Here is a 21,986-nt window from a genome sequence, read left to right on the forward strand (position 1 = left end):
CGATCAGCGCGAAGTGCGCGCGATGGTGTCGTCGCGGCGCAGGGTCAGGATCTCGTAGCCGCCAGCGGTGACCAGCAGAGTGTGCTCCCATTGGGCGGAGAGCTTGCGGTCCTTGGTGATGGCGGTCCAGCCGTCGCCGAGCAGGCGAGTTTCCGCGCGGCCCTGGTTGATCATCGGCTCGATGGTGAAGGTCATGCCTTGCTTGAGTTCGAGGCCGGTGCCGGCACGGCCGTAGTGGAGCACCTGGGGCTCTTCGTGGAACAGCGCGCCGATGCCGTGTCCGCAGTATTCGCGGACCACCGAGAAGCCGCTCTTCTCGGCGTGCTTCTGGATCGTCTCGCCGATATCGCCGAGGTGGGCGCCCGGGCGCACCAGCTCGATGCCCTTGTAGAGGCATTCCTGGGTCACCTGGCACAGGCGTCTCGCCCATTCCGGGGGATTGCCGACCAGGAACATCATGCTGGTGTCGCCGTGATAGCCGTCCTTGATCACGGTGATGTCGAGGTTGACGATATCGCCGTCCTTCAGCGGTTTGTCGTTGGGAATGCCGTGACAGACCACATGGTTGACGGAGGTGCAGATCGACTTGGGATAGCCCTTATAGTTGAGCGGGGCGGGAATGGCGTGCTGCACGTCGACGATATAGTCGTGGCAGATGCGGTCCAACTCCTCGGTAGTGATGCCCGGCCTGACGTGTTCGCCGATCATTTCCAGCACCTCGGCGGCCAGGCGGCCGGCTACGCGCATTTTTTCGATTTCCTCGGGCGTCTTGATGGTGACGGTCATGCGGACTCTCTCTCGGCGCCTGGGGCGCGGGACATACGTTCGGAATGGGGGCGATGATAAACCAAATCGCCTGCGCGCCGCGCGGGGCATCGCCCGTCGCCCGGTAGCCTGCGGTCGGCTTTTGTGCTATAAAACGCGCCGCTCGGCGGACCTGCGGTTCGCGAGCATTGACTCCACACACGCATCGGCACGGTATCCTGGGTGCCCGCAAGGGTTGGATATCGGGATGCGTGGAGGCCTAACCCGATTCGAACGAGGAATTGAAATGTCCCAAGTCACCATGCGCGACATGCTGAAAGCCGGTTGCCACTTCGGCCACCAGACCCGTTACTGGAACCCGAAAATGGGCCGGTACATCTTCGGCGCGCGCAACAAGATCCACATCATCAACTTGGAAAAGACCCTGCCGATGTTCAACGAAGCCCTGAGCTTCGTCGAGAAACTGGCGGCGGGCAAGAACAAGATCCTGTTCGTCGGCACCAAGCGCTCAGCCGGCAGGCTGGTCCGTGAAGAGGCGGCCCGTTGCGGCATGCCCTACGTCGATCATCGCTGGTTGGGCGGCATGCTGACCAACTACAAGACGATTCGTGCCTCCATCAAGCGCCTGCGCGAGCTGGAAACCCAGTCCCAGGACGGCACCTTCGCCAAGCTGACCAAGAAAGAAGCGCTGATGCGCACCCGCGATCTGGATAAGCTGGAGCGCAGCCTGGGCGGCATCAAGGATATGGGCGGCCTGCCCGACGCGATGTTCGTGATTGACGTCGATCACGAGCGCATCGCCATCTCCGAAGCCAACAAGCTGGGCATTCCGGTCATCGGCGTAGTCGATACCAACAGCAGCCCCGAGGGCGTCGACTACATCATCCCGGGTAACGACGACGCCATCCGCGCCGTGCAGCTGTACCTGGGCTCGGTGGCCGATGCCGTGCTGCGCGGCCGCCAGAACGCCGGCACCGGCGACGAGTTCATCGAGGAATTCGCCGCTTCCGAGGCCGCGGAAGGCTGAGCGCGGGACATCAGGCGGTACCCGCTGCGCAAGAAAGGGGGCTAGGCCCCCTTTTTGCCACTTTATACATTTGAAGGTCGGAAACGCCCGATCCAGCGGGCGGAATGGTTGAAAACCTTTTCAAGAGGATTGCGAACATGGCAGAGATTACCGCGGCGCTGGTCAAGGAGCTACGCGAGCGTACCGGCCAGGGCATGATGGAGTGCAAGAAGGCTCTGGTCGCCGCCGGCGGCGACATCGAGAAGGCCATCGACGACATGCGTGCCTCCGGCGCAATCAAGGCCGCTAAGAAGGCCGGCAACATTGCCGCCGAAGGCTCCATCGCGGTCAAGGTGTCCGACGACAACAAGGCGGCCGTGATCATCGAGGTCAACGCCCAGACCGACTTCCTGGCCCTGCAGGAAGATTTCAAGGCCTTCGTCGCCGAAAGCCTCGAGAAGGCCTTCGCCGACAAGCTGACCGACGCCGCTCCGCTGATCGCGGACCGGGAGTCGGCCCGCGAGGCGCTGGTGGCCAAGTGTGGCGAGAACGTCAACATCCGTCGTCTGACCCGTGTCGAGGGCGACGTGGTGGGGGCCTACCTGCATGGTCACCGCATCGGCGTGCTGGTCAACCTGAAGGGCGGCAACCCCGAGCTGGCCAAGGAAATCGCCATGCACGTGGCTGCCAGCAACCCGCAGTTCCTGAGCCCGTCCCAGGTGTCCGAGGAGGCGGTCGCCAAGGAAAAGGAAATCTTCCTGGCGCTGAACGCCGACAAGATCGCCGGCAAGCCGGAGAACATTGTCGAGAACATGGTCAAGGGCCGCATCAACAAGTTCCTCGCCGAAGCCAGCCTGGTCGAGCAGCCGTTCGTCAAGGACCCGGACATCAAGGTAGGCGAACTGGCCAAGAAGGCTGGAGCCGAAATCGTCTCCTTCGTCCGCTACGAGGTAGGCGAGGGTATCGAGAGGGCCGAGGTCGACTTCGCCGCTGAAGTGGCTGCCCAGCTCGCCGCCAGCAAGCAATAAGACGGCTTCGATTCCGTCGTCCGACAAGAGGCTGCCCGCTCACGCGCGCGGCCTCTTTGTCGACTGGCAGCCTGTGGTTCGCCGTTCCGCTCCAGGTTGCCAGGGGCGAGCAGTGGCGTACGGCATGTCTGCCACGGCGCTGGAGTCGAGAGTCGCAATCGATTTGCAGGTGGCCGGGACCCGCTTCGCCGGATCGCCTTCCCAGCCGCCGGTCCGCGCCGTTTCCGGTGTGGAGCAAGGCAGGCTTCGCGCCTGTTCCGACTGATACAGATAGAGCCGCAGGAGAGATACGCAATGGCCCAGCAGGTGAGTGGTCGTCAACCTCGCTATAAACGCATTCTGCTCAAGCTCAGCGGCGAAGCTTTGATGGGGGCCGAGGATTTCGGCATCGATCCCAAGGTGCTGGATCGGATGGCGCTGGAGGTCGGCCAACTGGTCGGCATCGGCGTGCAGGTCGGCCTGGTGATCGGCGGCGGCAACCTGTTTCGCGGTGCCGCTCTGTCCGCCGCGGGCATGGATCGGGTCACGGGCGATCACATGGGGATGCTGGCCACGGTGATGAATGCCCTAGCCATGCGCGATGCCCTGGAGCGCTCCAATATTCCGGCGATTGTCATGTCGGCGATTTCCATGGTCGGTGTAACCGATCACTACGACCGGCGCAAGGCCATGCGCCATCTGGCTTCTGGCGAGGTGGTGATCTTTGCCGCGGGAACCGGAAATCCCTTTTTCACCACCGACTCGGCTGCCTGCTTGCGTGCCATCGAAGTCGATGCCGACTTGGTGCTCAAGGCCACCAAGGTGGACGGCGTCTACACGGCCGACCCCTTCAAGGATCCGAATGCCGAGAAGTTCGAGTACTTGACCTACGACGAGGTGCTCGATCGCAAGCTGGGTGTGATGGATTTGACCGCCATTTGTCTGTGTCGCGATCACAAGATGCCGCTGCGCGTCTTCAATATGAACAAACCGGGAGCCCTGCTGAACATCGTGGTCGGCGGTGCCGAAGGAACCCTGATCGAGGAAAGCAAGCATGATCAATGAGATCAAGAAGGACGCGCAGGCGCGCATGAAGAAGAGTCTGGAGTCGCTGGAGCACGCCTTCGCCAAGATCCGCACCGGTCGGGCTCACCCGAGTATTCTGGATGGCGTCATGGTTTCCTACTATGGTGCCGACACCCCGCTGCGTCAGGTCGCCAACGTGGTCGCCGAGGATGCCCGCACCCTGGCCCTGACCGTGTTCGACAAGAGCATGATCCAGGCGGTGGAGAAGGCCATCATGACTTCCGATCTAGGGCTCAACCCGGCGACCGCCGGCACCACCATCCGTGTGCCGATGCCGGCGCTGACCGAGGAAACCCGCAAGGGCTATACCCGCCAGGCGCGCGCCGAAGCGGAGAGCGCACGGGTCGCGGTGCGCAATATCCGCCGCGATGCCTTGGCCCAGATCAAGGACCTGGTCAAGGAGAAGGAAATCAGCGAAGACGACGAGCGTCGCGCGGCGGATGAGGTGCAGAAGCTCACCGACAAGGCCATCGCCGAGGTCGACAAGGCGCTGGAGGCCAAGGAGGCCGACCTGATGGCCGTATAGTCGCGGTCTCACGGGATATTTCATGGATAAGTACAAGACCGCCGCTCCCGCTGTGGTGCCGCGCCATGTCGCCATAATCATGGATGGCAACAATCGCTGGGCGAAGAAGCGTCTGCTGCCCGGCATAGCCGGGCACAAGGCCGGAGTCGATGCGGTGCGCGCTACGATCGAGGTGTGCGTCGAGGTGGGAGTCGAGGTGTTGACTCTGTTCGCCTTCTCCAGCGAGAACTGGCAGCGCCCTGCCACCGAGGTCAGCGCCTTGATGGAGCTGTTCCTGACGGCCTTGCGTCGCGAGGCGAGGCGTCTCTGCGAGAATGGCATCTGCCTGCGCATCATCGGCGATCGCTCGCGCTTCAATCCCGAACTGCAGGACGCCATGCGTGAGGCGGAGCTGCAGACCGCCGGGCAGACAGGCCTGCTTCTGCAGGTCGCCGCCAACTACGGCGGGCAATGGGACATAGCCCAGGCCGCGCAGCGCCTGGCGCGCGAGGTCCAGGCCGGCCAGTTGCAGCCTGACGACATCACTTCAAAGCTCCTACAGAGCTGTCTGTCGACCGGCGACCAGCCGCCGCCGGACTTGTGCATTCGTACCGGGGGAGACCATCGCATCAGCAATTTCCTGCTTTGGCAACTGGCCTATGCCGAGTTGTACTTCACCGATCAGTACTGGCCTGACTTCAGGCAGGATGCCATGCGCCGGGCCTTGACCGACTTTGCTTCTCGTCAGCGCCGTTTCGGCAAGACCAGCGAGCAGGTGGAAGCAGAGGCGCGGACCTGATGCTCAAGCAACGAATCCTGACGGCGCTGGTGCTGTTGCCCCTCGCCCTGGCCGGTTTTTTCCTGCTCGAGGGCGGGGCCTTCGCGCTGTTCATCGGTGCGATCGTCACCCTGGGCGGCTGGGAATGGGCGAGGCTCGCCGGTTTTGCCGAGCAGCGCTCCCGTGTGGGTTTCGCCGCGGCGGTCGCTGCGCTGTTGCTCCTGCTCTATTGGCTGCCAGCGCTGGCGGCCGGGGTCATGCTGCTCGGCATCCTCTGGTGGCTGCTGGTCGTGCCGCTGGTTTTGAACTACCCGCAGAGCAGTCAACGCTGGGCGGGCAGGGGGAGGCGACTGGCAATCGGTCTGCTGATCCTCCTGCCGTCCTGGCAGGGGCTGTTGCTGCTCAAGCAGTGGCCGCTGGGTAACTACCTGATCCTGGCGGTGATGGTGCTGGTCTGGACCGCGGACATCGGTGCCTATTTCGTCGGTCGGGCCTTCGGCCGGCGCAAGCTGGCGCCGCAGGTCAGCCCCGGCAAGAGCTGGGAGGGCATGGCAGGTGGCCTACTCGCCTGTCTGCTGGTCACCGTCGTTGTCGGGTTGTTTCGCGGCTGGCTGGCGGGAGAACTGGCGCTAGCCTTGGCCGGTACGACCCTGGTCGTGTTGATCTCGGTGGTCGGCGATTTGACCGAGAGCATGTTCAAGCGTCAAGCCGGCCTCAAGGACAGCAGCAACCTCCTGCCCGGGCACGGGGGGGTGCTGGATCGTATCGATAGCCTGACGGCGGCCATTCCCATGTTCGTCGTTGTGCTCTGGCTCGCGGGTTGGGGGATATTTTGAATCCACAAAGAATAACGGTGCTGGGTGCCACCGGCTCGATCGGCCTGAGCACTCTGGATGTGATCGCTCGCCACCCCGAACGTTACCGGGCCTTCGCGCTGACGGGGTTCGCCCGGCTGGACGAGTTGCGGGCGCTTTGCCTGCGCTTTGCTCCCCGCTATGCCGTGGTGCCCGAGGCGGCGGCGGCTTGCCAGCTCGAAGGCGAATTGCGCGCCGCCGGCTTGGACACTCGGGTGCTGTCCGGAAGCGAGGGGTTGTGCGAGGTGGCGGCCCATCCCGAAGCGGATGCGGTGATGGCGGCGATCGTCGGAGCCGCCGGGCTGCGTCCCACGCTGGCGGCGGTGGAGGCGGGCAAGAAGGTTCTGCTGGCCAACAAGGAGGCGCTGGTGATGTCCGGTGCCCTGTTCATGCAGGCGGTGCGCCGCAGCGGTGCGCAGTTGCTGCCGATCGACAGCGAGCACAACGCGATCTTCCAATGCCTGCCCGCCGCCTATGGGAACGGTCTGGCGACGGTCGGCGTGCGGCGCATCCTGCTGACCGCTTCCGGTGGGCCCTTTCGCGAAACTCCGGCGGCCGAATTGATCGAGGTGACGCCGGCGCAGGCCTGCGCCCATCCCAACTGGTCGATGGGGCGGAAGATCTCCGTGGATTCGGCCAGCATGATGAACAAGGGACTGGAACTGATCGAGGCCTGCTGGCTATTCGATGCGCATCCCGCACAGGTCGAGGTAGTGGTCCACCCGCAGAGCGTGATTCATTCCCTAGTCGATTACGTCGATGGCTCGGTGCTGGCGCAACTGGGCAATCCGGACATGCGTACACCGATCGCCCATGCGCTGGCCTGGCCCGAGCGAATCGATTCTGGGGTCGTTCCCCTGGATCTGTTCTCCATCGCCCGCCTGGACTTCCAGGCTCCCGACCCTGCACGCTTTCCCTGCCTGCGTCTGGCCCGGGAGGCGGCCGAGGTCGGCGGCAGCGCGCCGGCCATGCTCAATGCCGCCAACGAGGTGGCCGTGGCGGCCTTTCTCGACGGGCGCGTCCGTTTCCCGGAAATCGCGAGTATCATCGAGGACGTCCTGCAGGGTGAGCCAGTCGTCGCCATCGACGATCTCGAAACTGTGCTGCACGTGGACATTCAGGCGCGCGCGCAGGCCCAGGCCTGGTTGCTGCGCCGTGAGCGCTGAGCCGTTCCGGCAGCTTCCCGCCATCGCGGCATGCCGGAGCCGGCCGGCAACCGAGGTGGCGCATCTTCGTCCACGGGGATATGTGGGCACATGGCGGAGGGCAGGCATGCCCCTTCCGGCAGGGGCGGGGATTCGCCAACCTGTTCCGGCCCCCCTCACCGCGACTTGCGTCCGGCCTCATAGTCGCCGGACCGGAGGAGTTCAATGAACGCCCTGTACATGATCATCGGCACTCTGATAGCGCTCGGAGTGCTGGTCACCTTCCATGAGTTCGGCCATTTCTGGGTCGCCCGTCGCTGTGGCGTCAAGGTATTGCGCTTTTCCATCGGCTTCGGCATGCCCTTGCTACGCTGGCACGATCGGCAGGGAACCGAGTTCGTGATCGCTGCGATTCCCCTGGGCGGTTATGTCAAGATGCTCGACGAGCGCGAGGGTGAGGTTCCTCCGGCGCTGCTCGACCAGACCTTCAACCGCCAGGGCGTCCGTCGACGCATCGCCATCGTGGCAGCCGGTCCCGTCGCCAACTTCCTGCTCGCCCTGTTGTTCTTCTGGGTGCTCGCCATGCTCGGCAGCCAGCAACTGCGTCCGGTCATCGGCGCCGTAGAGGCGGGCAGTCCGGCGGCGGCCGCGGGAATCCGGGCCGGCGAGGAGGTTCTCGCGGTGGATGGCGAGGAGACGTCCGGCTGGGCAGCGGTCAACCTACAGATGATTCATCGTCTGGGGGAGACCGGCACGCTCGAGGTTACCGTGCGCGAGGCGGGTTCCAGCGTGACTACTCGGCATCAACTGGTCATCCGGGACTGGCTCGAGGGGGTCGATGAGCCCGATCCCATCGCGAGTCTTGGTATTCGCCCGTGGCGGCCCGCCTTGCCGCCGGTGCTGGCGCAACTGGACCCGAAGGGACCGGCACAGGCGGCCGGGCTGCGCGGCGGCGACCGCCTGCTGGCGCTCGACGGGGAGCCTCTGGATGAGTGGCAACAAGTCGTCGAGCGGGTGCGCGCCCGACCCGGTGCGCGCGTCGTTTTCCAGCTCGAGCGCGACGGTCAGCGTATCGAGCGGCCGGTCGAACTGGCGGCGCGCGGCGAAGGCGAGGCGCGCAGCGGTTATCTCGGCGCCGGCGTGGAGACGGTCGAATGGCCGCCGGAAATGCTTCGTGAGGTCCGCTACGGTCCGCTGGATGCGGTTGGCGAGGCCCTTCGGCGGACCTGGAGCATGAGTGTCCTGACCCTCGATTCCCTTAGGAAAATGCTCTTCGGCGAGCTCTCGGTAAAAAACTTGAGCGGACCGATAACCATTGCTAAAGTGGCGGGCGCTTCAGTCCAGTCAGGGGTGGGAGACTTCCTGAATTTTCTCGCCTATCTGAGCATAAGCTTGGGGGTGCTCAATCTGCTGCCGATTCCAGTGCTCGATGGCGGGCATCTGCTTTTCTATTTCGTCGAGTGGGTCCGGGGACGCCCCTTGTCGGAACGAGTCCAGGCCTTGGGAATGCAGATTGGGATCAGTCTTGTCGTTGGGGTCATGCTGTTGGCTTTGGTCAATGATCTGAGTCGCTTGTGATACATTGCCGAGTTTCGAAACTGCCGCGTTTCGCGGCAGTTTCTTTATTGTCAGTTGAAACAGAAAGGACTTCATGAAACGCCTGCTGCTGCCTGCGGTGGTCTTCGCCGCCATGACGATCACAGAGGTCCACGCTGAGTCCTTCACCATCTCCGATATCCGTGTCAATGGTCTGCAGAGGGTTTCTGCCGGCAGCGTATTCAGTGCCCTGCCGCTCAGTGTCGGCGATCAGGTGGACGACCAGCGCCTTGTGGAGGGTACGCGCGCACTCTTCAAGACCGGTTTCTTTCAGGATATCCAGCTTGGCCGCGATGGCAACGTTTTAGTCATCACGGTCGTCGAGCGGCCTTCCATCTCCAGCATCGAACTCGAAGGTAACAAGGCCATCAAGTCGGAAGACCTGCTGAACGGCCTGAAGCAGTCGGGACTCGCCGAGGGCGAGATCTTCCAGCGGGCCACCCTGGAAGGGGTGCGCAACGAGCTGCAGCGCCAATATGTAGCCCAAGGCCGTTATTCGGCCTCGATCGAGACCGAGGTCGTGCCGCAGCCACGTAACCGGGTGGCACTGAAGATCAAGATCAACGAAGGTTCGGTCGCCGCCATCCAGCACATCAACGTGGTGGGCAATACCGTCTTTTCGGACGAAACCCTGCTCAGGCTGTTCGAGTTGAAGACCAGCAACCTGCTGTCCTTCTTCCGCAACGACGACAAGTACGCCCGCGAGAAGCTGTCCGGCGACCTGGAGCGTCTGCGTTCCTATTATCTGGACCGCGGCTACATCAACATGGATATCGCTTCCACCCAGGTATCCATCACGCCGGACAAGCGCCATGTTTACATTACCGTCAACATCGACGAGGGCGAGAAATACAGTATCCGCGACGTCAAGCTCACCGGCGATCTGAAGGTGCCGCCCGAGGAGATCGAGTCCCTGCTGCTGGTCAAGAAAGGACAGGTGTTCTCCCGCAAGGTGATGACCAGTACCTCCGAGTTGATAACCCGACGCCTGGGCAACGAAGGCTATACCTTCGCCAACGTCAATGCCGTGCCCGAGCCGCATGCCGAAGACAAGACGGTTTCCGTGACCTTCGTGGTCGACCCGGGCAAGCGGGCCTACGTCAACCGCATAAACTTCCGCGGCAATACTAAGACCGAGGACGAAGTACTGCGTCGCGAGATGCGCCAGATGGAGGGCGGCTGGGCCTCGACCTACCTGATCGACCAGTCCAAGACCCGTCTCGAGCGCCTGGGCTTCTTCAAGGAGGTCAGCGTTCAGACGCCGCAGGTACCGGGTACTGACGATCAGGTCGACGTCAACTTCACCGTCGAGGAGCAGGCTTCCGGCTCCGTCACCGCTAGCGTCGGCTTCGCCCAGAACGCCGGTCTGGTGCTGGGTGGTTCGATCAGCCAGAACAATTTTCTCGGCAGCGGCAACAAGGTCACCATCGGCCTGACCCGCAGCGAGTACCAGACCAACTACAATTTCGGCTTCGTCGATCCTTACTGGACCGAGGATGGCATCAGCCTTGGCTACAACGTGTTCTTTCGGACCACCGACTACGACGATCTGGAGGTGGATTATTCCAGCTATTCGGTGGACAGTTTCGGCAGCGGCATCAACATCGGCTATCCGATCAGCGAGACCGCGCGCCTGAGCTTCGGCCTCAGCGCCCAGCGGGACAGCATCGATACCGGGACCTACACGGTCGATGAGATCTTCGACTTCCTAGACGAGGAAGGCGACGACTACCTGAACTTCAAGGCTTCGGCGGGCTGGTCGGAGTCGACCTTGAACCGGGGGGTGATGCCCACCCGCGGCGCCTCGCAGAGTCTGACCTTCGAAACCACGCTGCCCGGCAGCGATCTGTCATTCTACAAGATCGACTACAACGCCCAGATGTTCAAGGCGTTGACGGACGATTACACCCTGCGCTTCCATACCAAGCTCGGCTATGGCGACGGCTTCGGCTCCACTTCGAAGATGCCTTTCTACGAGCATTACTATGCCGGCGGTTTTTCTTCCGTCCGGGGATTCAAGGACAACACCTTGGGTGCGCGCAGTACGCCGAGCCGGGGCGAGGCGGTAACCGGCAACGAGGGGACCGAGGAGGATTCGGATCAGGACGAGCAGCCGTTCGGCGGCAACGTGCTGGTGGTCGGCGGTGTCGAGATGATGTTCCCAATGCCGTTCGTCAAGGATCAGCGCTCGCTGCGTACCTCCCTATTCTGGGATGTGGGTAACGTATTCGATACCAACTGCAGTTCCTCGCAGAAGGAACACAACGACGACAGTTGCGATATCGACTTCAGCAACATGGCCAGCTCGGTCGGGCTTGGCGTGACCTGGGTCAGCGGCTTCGGGCCGCTGAGCTTCAGCCTGGCAATGCCGGTCATGAAGCCCAACGACGCAGAGACCCAGGTATTCCAGTTCTCAATGGGTCAGAGCTTCTAACGGATCTGCCCTCATCACGTAAATGCTGCAAAGCGGGAGTTCATCGTGCGCAAGCTGACTCAGTGGGTTTTGTTCAGTGCTGCCCTTCTGGCGACACCGGCCTTCGCGGAAATGAAGATTGCCGTGCTCAATTATCAGATGGCCCTGCTCGAATCCGATGCGGCGAAGAAATATGCCGTGGATGCGGAGAAGAAGTTCGGGCCCCAGTTGAACAAGCTGAAAACCCTGGAGAGCGATGCCAAGCGTATCCAGGATCGCTTGGTGAAAGAGGGCGAGAAGATGCAGACCGCCGAGCGCGAGCGCCTCGAGCTTGAGTTCAAGCAGAAGGCTCGCGACTTCCAGTTCCAGTCCAAGGAGCTGAACGAGACCAAGGCGGTCGCCGACCGCGACATGCTCAAGTTGATCAAGCCCAAGCTGGACAAGGCTGTCGAGGAGGTCATCAAGAAGGGAAGTTTCGACCTGGTGCTCGAGCAGGGCTCGGTGGTCGAGGTCAAGCCGCAATATGACATCACTCGCGAGGTCATCGAGCGCATGAACCAGATGCGTTGACGATGAGCACACCCGCATTCACTCTCGGCGAACTGGCCGAGCGCCTCGGCGCCACATTGCGCGGTGCGGCGGACAAAACTGTTCGCGGGCTCGCCACCCTCGAGGAGGCGGGGCCGGAGCAGTTGAGCTTTCTCGCCAATCCCAAGTATCGCAAGTATCTGGGAAGCACCTGCGCCGGCGCTCTGCTGCTGACCCCGGCGGATGCCGAATCCTACGCAGGGGATGCCTTGCTGCTGGCCGATCCCTACCTGGCCTATGCGCGCTTGTCGCATCTGTTCGATCCGAAGCCCGTGGCTCCAGCCGGAGTGCACGCCACTGCCGTGGTTGCCGCGGATGCCAGCATCCATCCGACCGCCAGCGTCGGCGCTTATGCGGTGATCGAGGCCGGGGCGCGGATCGAGGCCGGGGTCAGCGTGGGTGCCCACTGCTATATCGGCGCCCGCAGCGTGATCGGCGAAGGCGGCTGGCTAGCCCCGAGGGTGACGCTCTACCACGATGTGCGGATCGGCCGGCGAGTGGTCATCCAGTCCGGCGCGGTGATCGGTGGAGAGGGGTTCGGGTTCGCCAACGAGAAGGGTACCTGGCGCAAGATCGCCCAGATCGGCGGGGTGATCATCGGCGACGACGTGGAAATCGGCGCCAATACCACCATCGACCGCGGTGCACTGGCCGATACCCTGATCGGCAACGGCGTGAAGCTGGATAACCAGATCATGATCGCCCACAACGTGCAGATCGGCGATCACACCGCCATGGCCGGCTGCGTCGGTATTTCCGGCAGCACCAAGATCGGCAGGCACTGCATGATCGCCGGCGGCGTCGGCATGGTGGGACATATCGAGGTGTGCGACGGGGTGTTCGTCACCGGGATGACCATGGTCACCCGCTCGATTCACGAGCCGGGTGCCTATTCCTCCGGTACTGCCATGCAGCCTGCCGCCGAATGGAAGAAGAGCGTCGCCCGCATTCGCCAACTGGACGATTTGGCGCGGCGTCTGCAGCAGATGGAAAAGCGTCTGGGGGGCGTGACTTCCGACGGAGATGCTCCATCAGAGGCTGACCCACTTTGATGGGCGTCCCCAACTTTACCTACAGGCTTTCCTGGAAATGATGGACATTAACGAGATTCGCGAATACCTGCCGCACCGCTATCCTTTCCTTCTGGTCGATCGCGTGGTGGACCTTGATGTCGAGGGCCAGCGCATTCGCGCCTACAAGAATGTCAGCATCAACGAGCCGTTCTTCAACGGCCACTTTCCTCAGCATCCGATCATGCCGGGTGTGCTGATCATCGAGGCGATGGCCCAGGCCGCCGGCATCCTGGGCTTCAAGATGCTGGACGTGAAGCCTGCCGACGGCACAATCTATTACTTCGTAGGCTCGGACAAGATGCGCTTTCGTCAACCGGTGATACCGGGCGACCAGTTGATCCTCGAGGCGAGGTTCCTCAGCGCCAAGCGCAGTATCTGGAAGTTCGAATGCCAGGCCTTGGTGGACGACAAGCAGGTTTGCTCGGGCGAAATCATTTGTGCGGAACGAAAGCTATGAGTTTGATCGATCCTCGCGCCATCATCGACCCGACCGCCACCCTGGCGTCCGACGTACGTATCGGTCCCTGGACTCTAATCGGGCCGAACGTGCACATCGGCGAAGGCACAGAGATCGGTCCCCATGTGATCGTCAAGGGGCCGACCTGGATCGGCCGGCACAACAAGATTTTCCAGTTCTCCACCATTGGCGAGGATACCCCAGACCTGAAATACAAGGGTGAGCCGACCCGGCTGGTGATCGGCAACCACAACGTGATCCGCGAAGGGGTCACCATCCATCGCGGCACTGTCCAGGACCGTTCGGAAACCACTATCGCTGACCACAACCTGATCATGGCCTATGTGCACATCGGTCACGATAGCGTGGTGGGCAGTCACTGCATCCTCATCAACAACGCTTCCCTGGCCGGTCATGTGCATGTGGGCGACTGGGCGATCCTCTCCGGCTATACCCTGATCCACCAGCATTGCCAGATCGGCGCGCACAGCTTCGTCGGCATGGGCAGCGGCGTATCCAAGGATGTGCCGGCCTTCGTCACTGTCCTCGGCAGCCCGGCCCAGGCCCGCAGCATGAACTTCGAGGGCATGCGCCGGCGCGGTTTCAGCCCCGAGGCCATGAATGCGCTGCGCCGGGCCTACAAGGTCGTCTATCGCCAGGGGCTGACCGTGGAGCAGGCGCTAGCGGAACTGGAGGAGTCGGCCAAACAGTTCCCCGAGGTTGCGATCTTCCGCGATTCCGTGCGCGCCTCCACCCGTGGGATTACCCGCTGAGATGGCCGGGGTGCTGCGCGTAGCCCTGGTGGCCGGCGAGGCTTCGGGCGATATCCTCGGCGCCAGCCTGATGCAGGCCTTGAAGGCGGTTCGTCCGGATATCGAGTTCATCGGCGTCGGCGGCCCACGCATGCAGGCCGAGGGGCTGCAGTCTTATTTCCCCATGGAGCGACTGGCGGTCATGGGCCTATTCGAGGTACTCGGCCGTCTTCCTGAACTGCTGCTGCGTCGCCGGCGGCTGATTCGCGACCTGCTTGAAGCCCGTCCTGACCTGTACATCGGCATCGATGCCCCGGATTTTAACCTGGGGATCGAACTCCGCCTGCATCGTGCCGGCATCCGTACCGTGCATTACGTCAGCCCGTCGGTGTGGGCCTGGCGGCAGAAGCGCGTGCTGAAGATCCGCCAAGCTTGCGACCTGATGCTCACCCTGTTCCCCTTCGAGGCGGAATTCTACGAGGCCTGGAACGTGCCGGTCCGCTTCGTCGGCCATCCGCTGGCCGACCAGATTCCCTTGCAGACCGATCGCGACGCCGCCCGGGCCGCCCTGGATCTGACGGACGGGGAAACCATCATCGCCCTGCTTCCGGGTAGCCGCGGCGGAGAACTGGCTCGTCTCGGCCCATTGTTCATCGAGGCCGCCGAGCGCCTGCTGGCGCTGCACGCCGGACCGCTGCGTTTCGTCGTGCCCTGCGCGAGCCCCGAGCGGCGCCGGCAGCTCGAAGAGATGCTCAGCCATACCCGCCGCGACCTGCCGGTGATGCTGCTCGACGGTCGTTCCCATGAGGCGCTGGCTGCTTGCGACGCGGTGCTCATCGCCTCTGGTACCGCAACCCTGGAGGCCCTGCTGTACAAGCGTCCGATGGTCGTGGCCTATCGCCTGGCGCCGTTGACCTACAAAGTCGCGCGGCACCTGGTAAAGACGCCGTTCTTCTCCCTGCCCAATCTGCTCGCCGGCCGGGCGCTGGTGCCCGAACTGCTGCAGGACCGCGCGACGCCCGAGGCGCTGGCCGAGGCCTTGATAGCACTGCTGGAGATCGGGGGGGAGCAGACCGAATGCTTCGACGCCATCCATCGCTCGCTGCGTCGGGACGCTTCGCGTCGGGCGGCCGAGTCGGTGCTCGAACTGGCGGAGCGCGCCTGATGCAGTTGGGTCTGGATTTCGGCCGGGTCGAGGCGCTGGTCGCCGGTGTCGACGAGGTCGGCCGCGGTCCGCTCTGTGGGGCGGTCGTCACCGCCGCGGTGATCCTCGATCCGGCGCGGCCGATCCTGGGACTGAACGACTCGAAAAAGCTTTCCGAAGCCCGTCGCGAGGTGCTCTCCGAGGAGATCCGCGAGAAGGCTCTGGCCTGGTGCATCGCGCGCGCCGAGGTGGAGGAGATCGACCGGCTGAACATCCTTCACGCGACGATGTTGGCCATGCGGCGTGCCGTGGAAGGGCTCGCCGTGACGCCCCGCCTGGCGCTGATCGACGGCAACCGCTGCCCTGAACTGGCGGTGCCCTGCGCGCCGGTGATCAAGGGCGACGCCCAGGTGCCGGCCATCGCCGCGGCCTCCATCCTCGCCAAGGTCGCCAGGGACCGGGAAATGCTCGTGCTCGACGCCCTCTATCCCGGTTACGGGCTGGCCCGGCACAAGGGCTATCCCACGGCTGTGCACCTGGAGGCCCTAGCCCGTCTGGGGCCGACCCCGATCCATCGGCGCTCCTTCGCGCCGGTGCGTGAGCTGCTCGATGTCGTTTCCAGCCGCCGTGCCCCGGCCAGTGCCTCGACCTCCTGAGCGAGCGCCCATCGCGAACAGTCGCCGTTGGGGCGGTTACAATCTCGTCCCTGTCGTTTTTCCGTGAGCCAAGGTCTGTTCATGTCCGTTTCCTTCGTCCACCTGCGCGTGCACACCGAGTTTTCCCTGGTCGACGGCCTGGTACGGGTCAAGCCGCTGATCAAGGCTGTAGCCGGGGCTGGCATGCCCGCGGTGGCGGTCACCGACCAGAGCAACATGTGCTCGCTGGTGAAGTTCTACAAGGCGGCCATGGCGGGTGGGATCAAGCCGATCTGCGGCGCCGATATCTGGCTGGCCAGCGCCGAGCCCGATGCTCCGCTGTCGCGCCTGACCCTGCTGGCGATGGATGCCAAGGGTTACCGCCACCTCACCGAACTGGTATCCCGGGGCTGGACCGAGGGTCAGCACGGCGATGGCCTGGTGATCATCCAGCGCGACTGGGTGAAGGAGGCTGCCGAAGGGGTGATCGCCCTGTCCGGGGCGAAGGAAGGGGAGATCGGCCAGGCGCTGCTCAACGGCCATGTCGACCAGGCCGCAGCGCTGCTCGAGGAGTGGCTAGCAGTGTTTCCCGAGCGCTTCTATCTAGAAGTGCAGCGTACCAGCCGGGTCGGCGACGAGGAGTACCTGCATGCTGCCGTCGAACTGGCCGATCGCTACGGCGCTCCGCTGGTGGCGACCAACGACGTGCGCTTTCTCAAGCAGGAGGACTTCGAGGCTCACGAGACCCGCGTCTGCATCGGCGAGGGGCGCACCCTCGGTGACCCGCGGCGGCCGCGCAATTACTCCGACCAGCAGTACCTGAAGACCCCGGCGGAGATGTGGGAGCTGTTTTCCGACCTGCCCGAAGCGCTGGAGAACAGCGTGGAGATCGCCCGGCGCTGCAACATCGAAGTGCACCTCGGCAAGTACTTCTTGCCGAACTTCCCGGTACCGGCCGGCATGACCATCGACGACTACCTGCGCCAGGTAGCCTACGAGGGGCTGGAGGAGCGTCTAGCGGTGCTCTGGCCGCAGGAGACCACACCCGACTACGCAAAGAAGCGCAAGGTCTACGTCGAGCGTCTGGAGTTCGAGCTGAACACTATCATCCAGATGGGCTTTCCCGGCTACTTCTTGATCGTGATGGACTTCATCAAGTGGGCGAAGAACAACGGCGTGCCGGTCGGTCCCGGCCGCGGCTCCGGTGCCGGCTCGCTGGTCGCCTACGCGCTGAAGATCACCGACCTCGATCCCCTGGCCTACGACCTGCTGTTCGAGCGCTTCCTCAACCCCGAGCGGATCTCCATGCCCGACTTCGACGTCGACTTCTGCATGGACGGCCGCGACCGGGTCATCGACTACGTGGCCGATACCTATGGGCGCAACGCCGTGAGCCAGATTATCACCTTCGGCTCGATGGCGGCCAAGGCGGTGGTGCGCGATGTGGCGCGGGTGCAGGGCAAGTCCTACGGGCTGGCCGACCGCCTGTCGAAGATGATCCCCTTCGAGGTCGGCATGACCCTGGAGAAGGCTTACGAGCAGGAGGAGATGCTCCGCGAGTTCCTCAAGAACGACGAGGAGGCCCAAGAGATTTGGGACATGGCCCTGAAGCTCGAGGGCATCACCCGCGGCACCGGCAAGCACGCCGGCGGCGTGGTGATCGCGCCGACCAAGCTCACCGATTTCGCTCCCATCGCCTGCGACGCGGACGGCGGCGGCCTGGTCACCCAGTTCGACAAGGACGACGTGGAGGCGGCTGGCCTGGTCAAGTTCGACTTCCTCGGGCTGCGCACCCTGACCATCATCAAGTGGGCAATGGAAACCATCCATCGCGAGCAGCGGCGCCGGGGCGAAACCGAGCTGGTGGACATCGACCGCATCGCGCTGGATGACAAGGCCACCTACGCACTCCTGCAGAGGGCCGAGACCACCGCGGTGTTCCAGCTCGAATCGCGCGGCATGAAGGAGCTGATCAAGAAGCTCAAGCCCGACAACATCGAGGACATGATCGCGCTGGTCGCGCTGTTCCGCCCCGGCCCGCTGCAGTCGGGCATGGTGGACGACTTTATCAACCGCAAGCATGGGCGCGCGGAGCTTTCCTACCCGCACCCCGATTACCAGTACGCGGGCCTGGAGCCGGTCCTGAAACCTACTTACGGCATCATCCTGTATCAGGAACAGGTGATGCAAATCGCCCAGGTGATGGCCGGCTACACCCTCGGCGGCGCGGACATGCTGCGTCGCGCCATGGGCAAGAAGAAGCCCGAGGAAATGGCCAAGCAGCGCGGCGGCTTCATTGAGGGCTGCGCGAAGAATGGCATCGATGCCGAGCTGGCGGGCAACATCTTCGATCTGGTGGAAAAGTTCGCCGGTTACGGGTTCAACAAGTCGCACTCGGCCGCCTACGGCCTGGTTTCCTACCAGACGGCCTGGCTGAAGACCCGTTATCCGGCGCCCTTCATGGCCGCGGTGCTTTCCGCGGACATGCACAACACCGACAAGGTGGTGACCCTGATCGAGGAATGCCGCAGCATGAAGCTGCGCATCGTCGCGCCGGACGTGAACAACTCCGAGTTCATGTTCATCGTCGACGACGAGGGGCGCATCGTCTACGGCTTGGGGGCGATCAAGGGCGTCGGCGAGGGGCCGGTCGAGGCCATTGTCGAATGCCGCGCCGCCGGCGGTCCCTTCACGGATCTGTTCGACTTCTGCGCGCGGGTCGATCTCAAGCGGATCAATAAGCGCACCCTCGAGGCGCTGATCCGTGGCGGCGCGCTGGACCGCCTGGGTCCGTACTTCGCCGACGAGCCCAAGGCTTACCAGGCCAACATCGACCGCAACCGGGCGGTCCTGTTGGCTGCTGTGGAGGAAGCCGTGCAGGCCGCCGAGCAGACCGCGCGCAGCGCCGACAGCGGCCACCTGGACCTGTTCGGCGGGCTGTTCGCCGAGCCCGAGGCGGACGTCTATGCTAATCACCGCAACGCCCGCGAGCTGTCGCTCAAGGACCGCCTCAAGGGCGAAAAGGATACCTTGGGCCTGTACCTGACCGGTCATCCGATCGACGAGTACGAAGGCGAGGTCCGCCGCTTCGCCCGCCAGCGCATCGTCGAGCTGCGCCCGGCGCGGGAACTCCAGACGATCGCCGGACTGATCGTCAACCTGCGGGTAATGAGGAATAAGAAGGGCGACAAGATGGGTTTCATCACCCTCGACGATCGCTCCGCGCGGATCGAGGCCTCCCTGTTCGCCGATGCCTTCGCCGGCGCCCAGGCGCTCCTACAGACCGATGCCCTGGTGGTGGTGGAAGGCGAGGTCAGCAACGACGACTTCTCCGGCGGCCTGCGCCTGCGCGCCAAGCGGGTGATGAGCCTGGAGGAGGCACGTACGGGACTGGCCGAGAGCCTGCGGCTGCGGGTCGCCAGCGAGGCGCTGGAAGGGGATCGCCTGCGCTGGCTGGCGGAGCTCTGCAGCCGCTATCGGGGCGCCTGCCCCATCACCCTGGACTATATCGGGCACGAGGCTCGTGCCCTGCTGCAGTTCGGCGAAGCGTGGCGGATCGATCCGGCGGACAGCCTGATCCAGACGCTGCGTGACCAATTCGGCAAGGACAACGTCTTTCTGCACTACCGCTGAGACGAATGCCGGCGGAATCATCGTGCGCGGGGATCGTTCTGGACTGCTCCGATCCTCGACGCCAGGTGCCCGATCCCGTAAGGTTGAGGCGCCAAATGGAACAGCAAACGGCCGCCAGGCCGTCGACTCAAGACGGAAACCTATGAACCCAAATTTTCTGGATTTCGAACAGCCGATTGCCGACCTGCAAGCCAAGATCGAAGAGCTGCGTCTGGTCGGCGATGACAATGCGCTGAACATCAGCGACGAGATTTCCCGCCTTCAGGACAAGAGCCATGCGCTCACCGCGAGCATCTTCGGCAACCTGACCAGTTGGCAGATCGCTCAACTGGCGCGGCATCCGCGGCGACCCTACACCCTCGACTACCTCGAATACATCTTCACCGAGTTCGAGGAGCTGCACGGTGACCGCCATTTCACCGACGATGCCGCCATCGTCGGCGGCGTGGCGCGCCTGGACGACCAGCCGGTCATGGTCATCGGCCATCAGAAGGGCCGCGACGTGCGCGAGAAGGTCCGCCGCAATTTCGGCATGCCGCGCCCCGAAGGCTACCGCAAGGCCTGCCGTCTGATGGAGATGGCCGAGCGCTTCAAGCTGCCGATCCTGACCTTCATCGATACGCCCGGTGCCTATCCCGGCATCGACGCCGAAGAGCGCAACCAGAGCGAGGCCATTGCCTGGAACCTGCGGGTGATGGCGCGCCTGAAGACGCCGATTATCTCCACGGTGATCGGCGAGGGCGGTTCCGGCGGCGCGCTGGCGATCGGTGTCTGCGACCGCCTGAACATGCTGCAGTACTCCACCTATGCAGTGATTTCGCCGGAAGGCTGCGCCTCGATCCTCTGGCGCACCGCCGAGAAGGCCGCCGACGCCGCCGAGGCGATGGGCATCACCGCCGTGCGTTTGAGGGAGCTCGGCATCGTCGACGAAGTGATCGGCGAACCCCTGGGTGGCGCCCACCGCAATCCGGCCGCCACAGCCGAGAGCGTCCGTCAGACGCTGCTGGTCCAGTTGGAAAGTCTGCGTGGCTTGGATGCCGACAGCCTGCTGGAGCAGCGCTACGAGCGTCTGATGAGTTACGGCAGGGCTTGATGCGGATCGAGCGGCGCTACTCCGTTGGGAGCGGGCGAAAATACCCGATACGTCCGGCGTCTTGCGGGTGCATGGCCCGCCGTGTGGCGGTTTCCATTGCGCCGCGCTGAGGCTTTCTCGGTTTTCCCGGCATGACCCTGGAGTCCCGCCTGCTCGCCGCCCTGACACCCTGGCGAGAGGCGCCGGCCTGGCGCCTGGCCTTTTCCGGCGGGCTGGATTCTTGCGTGCTCCTGCACTTGCTGGCAGGGCTTGCCCGGCATCACGCCTTGCCGCCGCTGACCGCCCTCCACGTGCATCACGGCCTGCAGAGCGTGGCTGACGACTGGCCGGAGCACTGCCGGCAGGTCTGCGCGCAGTTGGGGATTCCCCTGGTCATACGCCGGGTCCGCGTCGTGGCCGGCGCCAGCCTCGAGCGGGCCGCCCGCGAGGCGCGCTATCGGGCCTTCGCCGAGGCGCTCGGTGCGGATGAGGTGTTGCTGACCGCCCAGCACCTCGACGACCAAGCCGAAACGCTGCTCTTCCGCCTGCTGCGCGGCGCCGGCGTGCGCGGCCTGGCGGCCATGCCGGGGCTGCGCCCGCTCGGCCGCGGCTGGCTAGTGCGGCCCCTGCTGGAGGTTTCCCGCGGCGAGCTGGAGCATTACGCCGTCTCGCGGGCCCTGCACTGGATCGAGGACCCGTCCAACCGGGATTTGCGCTTTTCCCGCAACTTCCTGCGTCATCGTGTATTGCCGTCATTGGTCGAACGCTGGCCGCAGGCCGTGCGCAACATGGCCCGCAGCGCGGCGCACATGGCCGAGGCTCGGGAGTTGCTGGACGATCTGGCGCAACTGGATCTGGCCACCGCGGGGGGGAGGGCGGTCTCCCCTGGCTCGGGCCGCCGTCGCTGGCCCTGGCGCCGTTGCTCGCGTTATCCCCGGCGCGTCAGCGCAATGCCCTGCGCCATTGGTTGGCTCCTTTCACGGCTCTGCCGGATAGCGCCCATTGGGCGGGCTGGGAGGCGCTGCGCGATGCGGCGCCGGATGCGGCGCCGCTCTGGCGGCTGGCGGGCGGAGAACTGCGCCGCGGGACGGGACGGATCTGGTGGCTTGCCGGGGACTGGCTGCGTCCACCTGGCGGACCGCTGGCCTGGAGCCGGCCGGCCGAGCCCCTAGCGCTGCCGGGCAATGGCCTTTTGCGCTTGCAGGGCGAGGTGCCGGATGGTCCTCTCGAAGTTCGCTACCGGCTGGGCGGCGAAGCGCTGAAGGTGCCGGGACGCGGCCACCGCGACCTCAAGCGCCTGCTCAACGAGCGTGGGCTTCCGGCCTTCGCCCGTAGCCGCCTGCCGCTGCTCTATCGGATGGGCGAACTGCTCGCCGTGGCCGCGCTGCCCGGTCTCGACGGGCCGGTCGACGGGGCCTGGCGGCTGCTTTGGAAACCGCCGGGCGGCGTCGAAGTTTGAGCTGAAAACCCCTTTCCG

18 protein-coding genes and 1 pseudogene are annotated in these 21,986 nt (G+C 64.2%); 18 read left to right on the forward strand and 1 reads right to left on the reverse strand.

Annotated elements, in window-relative coordinates; all coding sequences use genetic code 11:
* Window positions 1-3: 3 nt before the first annotated feature.
* Entirely contained in the window at window positions 4-786 is a 783-nt protein-coding gene (gene map, locus ACGI6K_RS04805; protein WP_376944042.1) for a type I methionyl aminopeptidase, read from the reverse strand.
* Window positions 787-1,051: 265 nt separating this feature from the next.
* On the opposite strand from map, the gene rpsB reads away from it, so the two are divergent.
* From rpsB to tilS, 18 genes and pseudogenes are all read left to right on the forward strand, one after another.
* Window positions 1,052-1,792: a 30S ribosomal protein S2 gene (gene rpsB, locus ACGI6K_RS04810; protein WP_376944040.1), complete on the forward strand. Its 741-nt coding sequence runs from the start codon at window positions 1,052-1,054 to the stop codon at window positions 1,790-1,792.
* A gap of 137 nt (window positions 1,793-1,929) precedes the next feature.
* Entirely contained in the window at window positions 1,930-2,799 is an 870-nt protein-coding gene (tsf, locus tag ACGI6K_RS04815; protein ID WP_376944038.1) for a translation elongation factor Ts, read from the forward strand.
* A 294-nt stretch (window positions 2,800-3,093) separates the two neighbouring features.
* Entirely contained in the window at window positions 3,094-3,843 is a 750-nt protein-coding gene (gene pyrH / locus ACGI6K_RS04820) for a UMP kinase (RefSeq protein WP_376944036.1), read from the forward strand.
* A complete protein-coding gene (gene frr / locus ACGI6K_RS04825; RefSeq protein WP_376944034.1) occupies window positions 3,833-4,390 on the forward strand; it encodes a ribosome recycling factor in 558 nt (185 codons plus the stop codon). The genes pyrH and frr overlap by 11 nt, the downstream gene beginning before the upstream one ends.
* A 22-nt stretch (window positions 4,391-4,412) precedes the next feature.
* Complete coding sequence (uppS, locus tag ACGI6K_RS04830) at window positions 4,413-5,168, forward strand: polyprenyl diphosphate synthase (protein ID WP_376944032.1); 756 nt, start codon at window positions 4,413-4,415, stop codon at window positions 5,166-5,168.
* On the forward strand, window positions 5,168-5,983 hold the full coding sequence (locus ACGI6K_RS04835; RefSeq protein ID WP_376944030.1) for a phosphatidate cytidylyltransferase: 816 nt from the start codon (window positions 5,168-5,170) through the stop codon (window positions 5,981-5,983). The genes uppS and ACGI6K_RS04835 overlap by 1 nt, the downstream gene beginning before the upstream one ends.
* Window positions 5,977-7,167, forward strand: coding sequence for a 1-deoxy-D-xylulose-5-phosphate reductoisomerase (gene ispC, locus ACGI6K_RS04840; protein WP_376944064.1), 1,191 nt, complete (start codon window positions 5,977-5,979; stop codon window positions 7,165-7,167). The genes ACGI6K_RS04835 and ispC overlap by 7 nt, the downstream gene beginning before the upstream one ends.
* 204 nt (window positions 7,168-7,371) lie before the next feature.
* Window positions 7,372-8,724, forward strand: a complete 1,353-nt coding sequence (rseP, locus tag ACGI6K_RS04845; protein WP_376944028.1) for an RIP metalloprotease RseP — start codon at window positions 7,372-7,374, stop codon at window positions 8,722-8,724.
* 73 nt (window positions 8,725-8,797) lie between these two features.
* The gene (bamA, locus tag ACGI6K_RS04850; RefSeq protein WP_376944026.1) at window positions 8,798-11,176 is read left to right on the forward strand and encodes an outer membrane protein assembly factor BamA; all 2,379 of its coding nucleotides are present in this window, start codon (window positions 8,798-8,800) and stop codon (window positions 11,174-11,176) included.
* Window positions 11,177-11,221: 45 nt separating this feature from the next.
* Window positions 11,222-11,725 (forward strand): OmpH family outer membrane protein, encoded by a 504-nt coding sequence (locus tag ACGI6K_RS04855; protein WP_376944024.1) that lies wholly within the window; start codon window positions 11,222-11,224, stop codon window positions 11,723-11,725.
* 2 nt (window positions 11,726-11,727) lie between these two features.
* A complete protein-coding gene (lpxD, locus tag ACGI6K_RS04860) occupies window positions 11,728-12,795 on the forward strand; it encodes a UDP-3-O-(3-hydroxymyristoyl)glucosamine N-acyltransferase (RefSeq protein ID WP_376944022.1) in 1,068 nt (355 codons plus the stop codon).
* A 37-nt stretch (window positions 12,796-12,832) separates the two neighbouring features.
* The gene (fabZ, locus tag ACGI6K_RS04865; RefSeq protein ID WP_012702403.1) at window positions 12,833-13,273 is read left to right on the forward strand and encodes a 3-hydroxyacyl-ACP dehydratase FabZ; all 441 of its coding nucleotides are present in this window, start codon (window positions 12,833-12,835) and stop codon (window positions 13,271-13,273) included.
* Complete coding sequence (lpxA, locus tag ACGI6K_RS04870; RefSeq protein ID WP_376944019.1) at window positions 13,270-14,046, forward strand: acyl-ACP--UDP-N-acetylglucosamine O-acyltransferase; 777 nt, start codon at window positions 13,270-13,272, stop codon at window positions 14,044-14,046. The genes fabZ and lpxA overlap by 4 nt, the downstream gene beginning before the upstream one ends.
* 1 nt (window position 14,047) lies before the next feature.
* Window positions 14,048-15,190, forward strand: coding sequence for a lipid-A-disaccharide synthase (gene lpxB / locus ACGI6K_RS04875; RefSeq protein ID WP_376944062.1), 1,143 nt, complete (start codon window positions 14,048-14,050; stop codon window positions 15,188-15,190).
* On the forward strand, window positions 15,190-15,825 hold the full coding sequence (rnhB, locus tag ACGI6K_RS04880; protein WP_376944017.1) for a ribonuclease HII: 636 nt from the start codon (window positions 15,190-15,192) through the stop codon (window positions 15,823-15,825). The genes lpxB and rnhB overlap by 1 nt, the downstream gene beginning before the upstream one ends.
* A gap of 81 nt (window positions 15,826-15,906) precedes the next feature.
* Complete coding sequence (gene dnaE, locus ACGI6K_RS04885; protein ID WP_376944015.1) at window positions 15,907-19,437, forward strand: DNA polymerase III subunit alpha; 3,531 nt, start codon at window positions 15,907-15,909, stop codon at window positions 19,435-19,437.
* A 142-nt stretch (window positions 19,438-19,579) separates the two neighbouring features.
* Window positions 19,580-20,530: an acetyl-CoA carboxylase carboxyltransferase subunit alpha gene (locus tag ACGI6K_RS04890; RefSeq protein WP_376944013.1), complete on the forward strand. Its 951-nt coding sequence runs from the start codon at window positions 19,580-19,582 to the stop codon at window positions 20,528-20,530.
* Window positions 20,531-20,661: 131 nt separating this feature from the next.
* Window positions 20,662-21,968, forward strand: a pseudogene (tilS, locus tag ACGI6K_RS04895) (tRNA lysidine(34) synthetase TilS).
* Window positions 21,969-21,986 lie beyond the last annotated feature (18 nt).

The organism is Azorhizophilus paspali, from assembly GCF_043587585.2.
GTDB lineage: Bacteria > Pseudomonadota > Gammaproteobacteria > Pseudomonadales > Pseudomonadaceae > Azotobacter > Azotobacter paspali.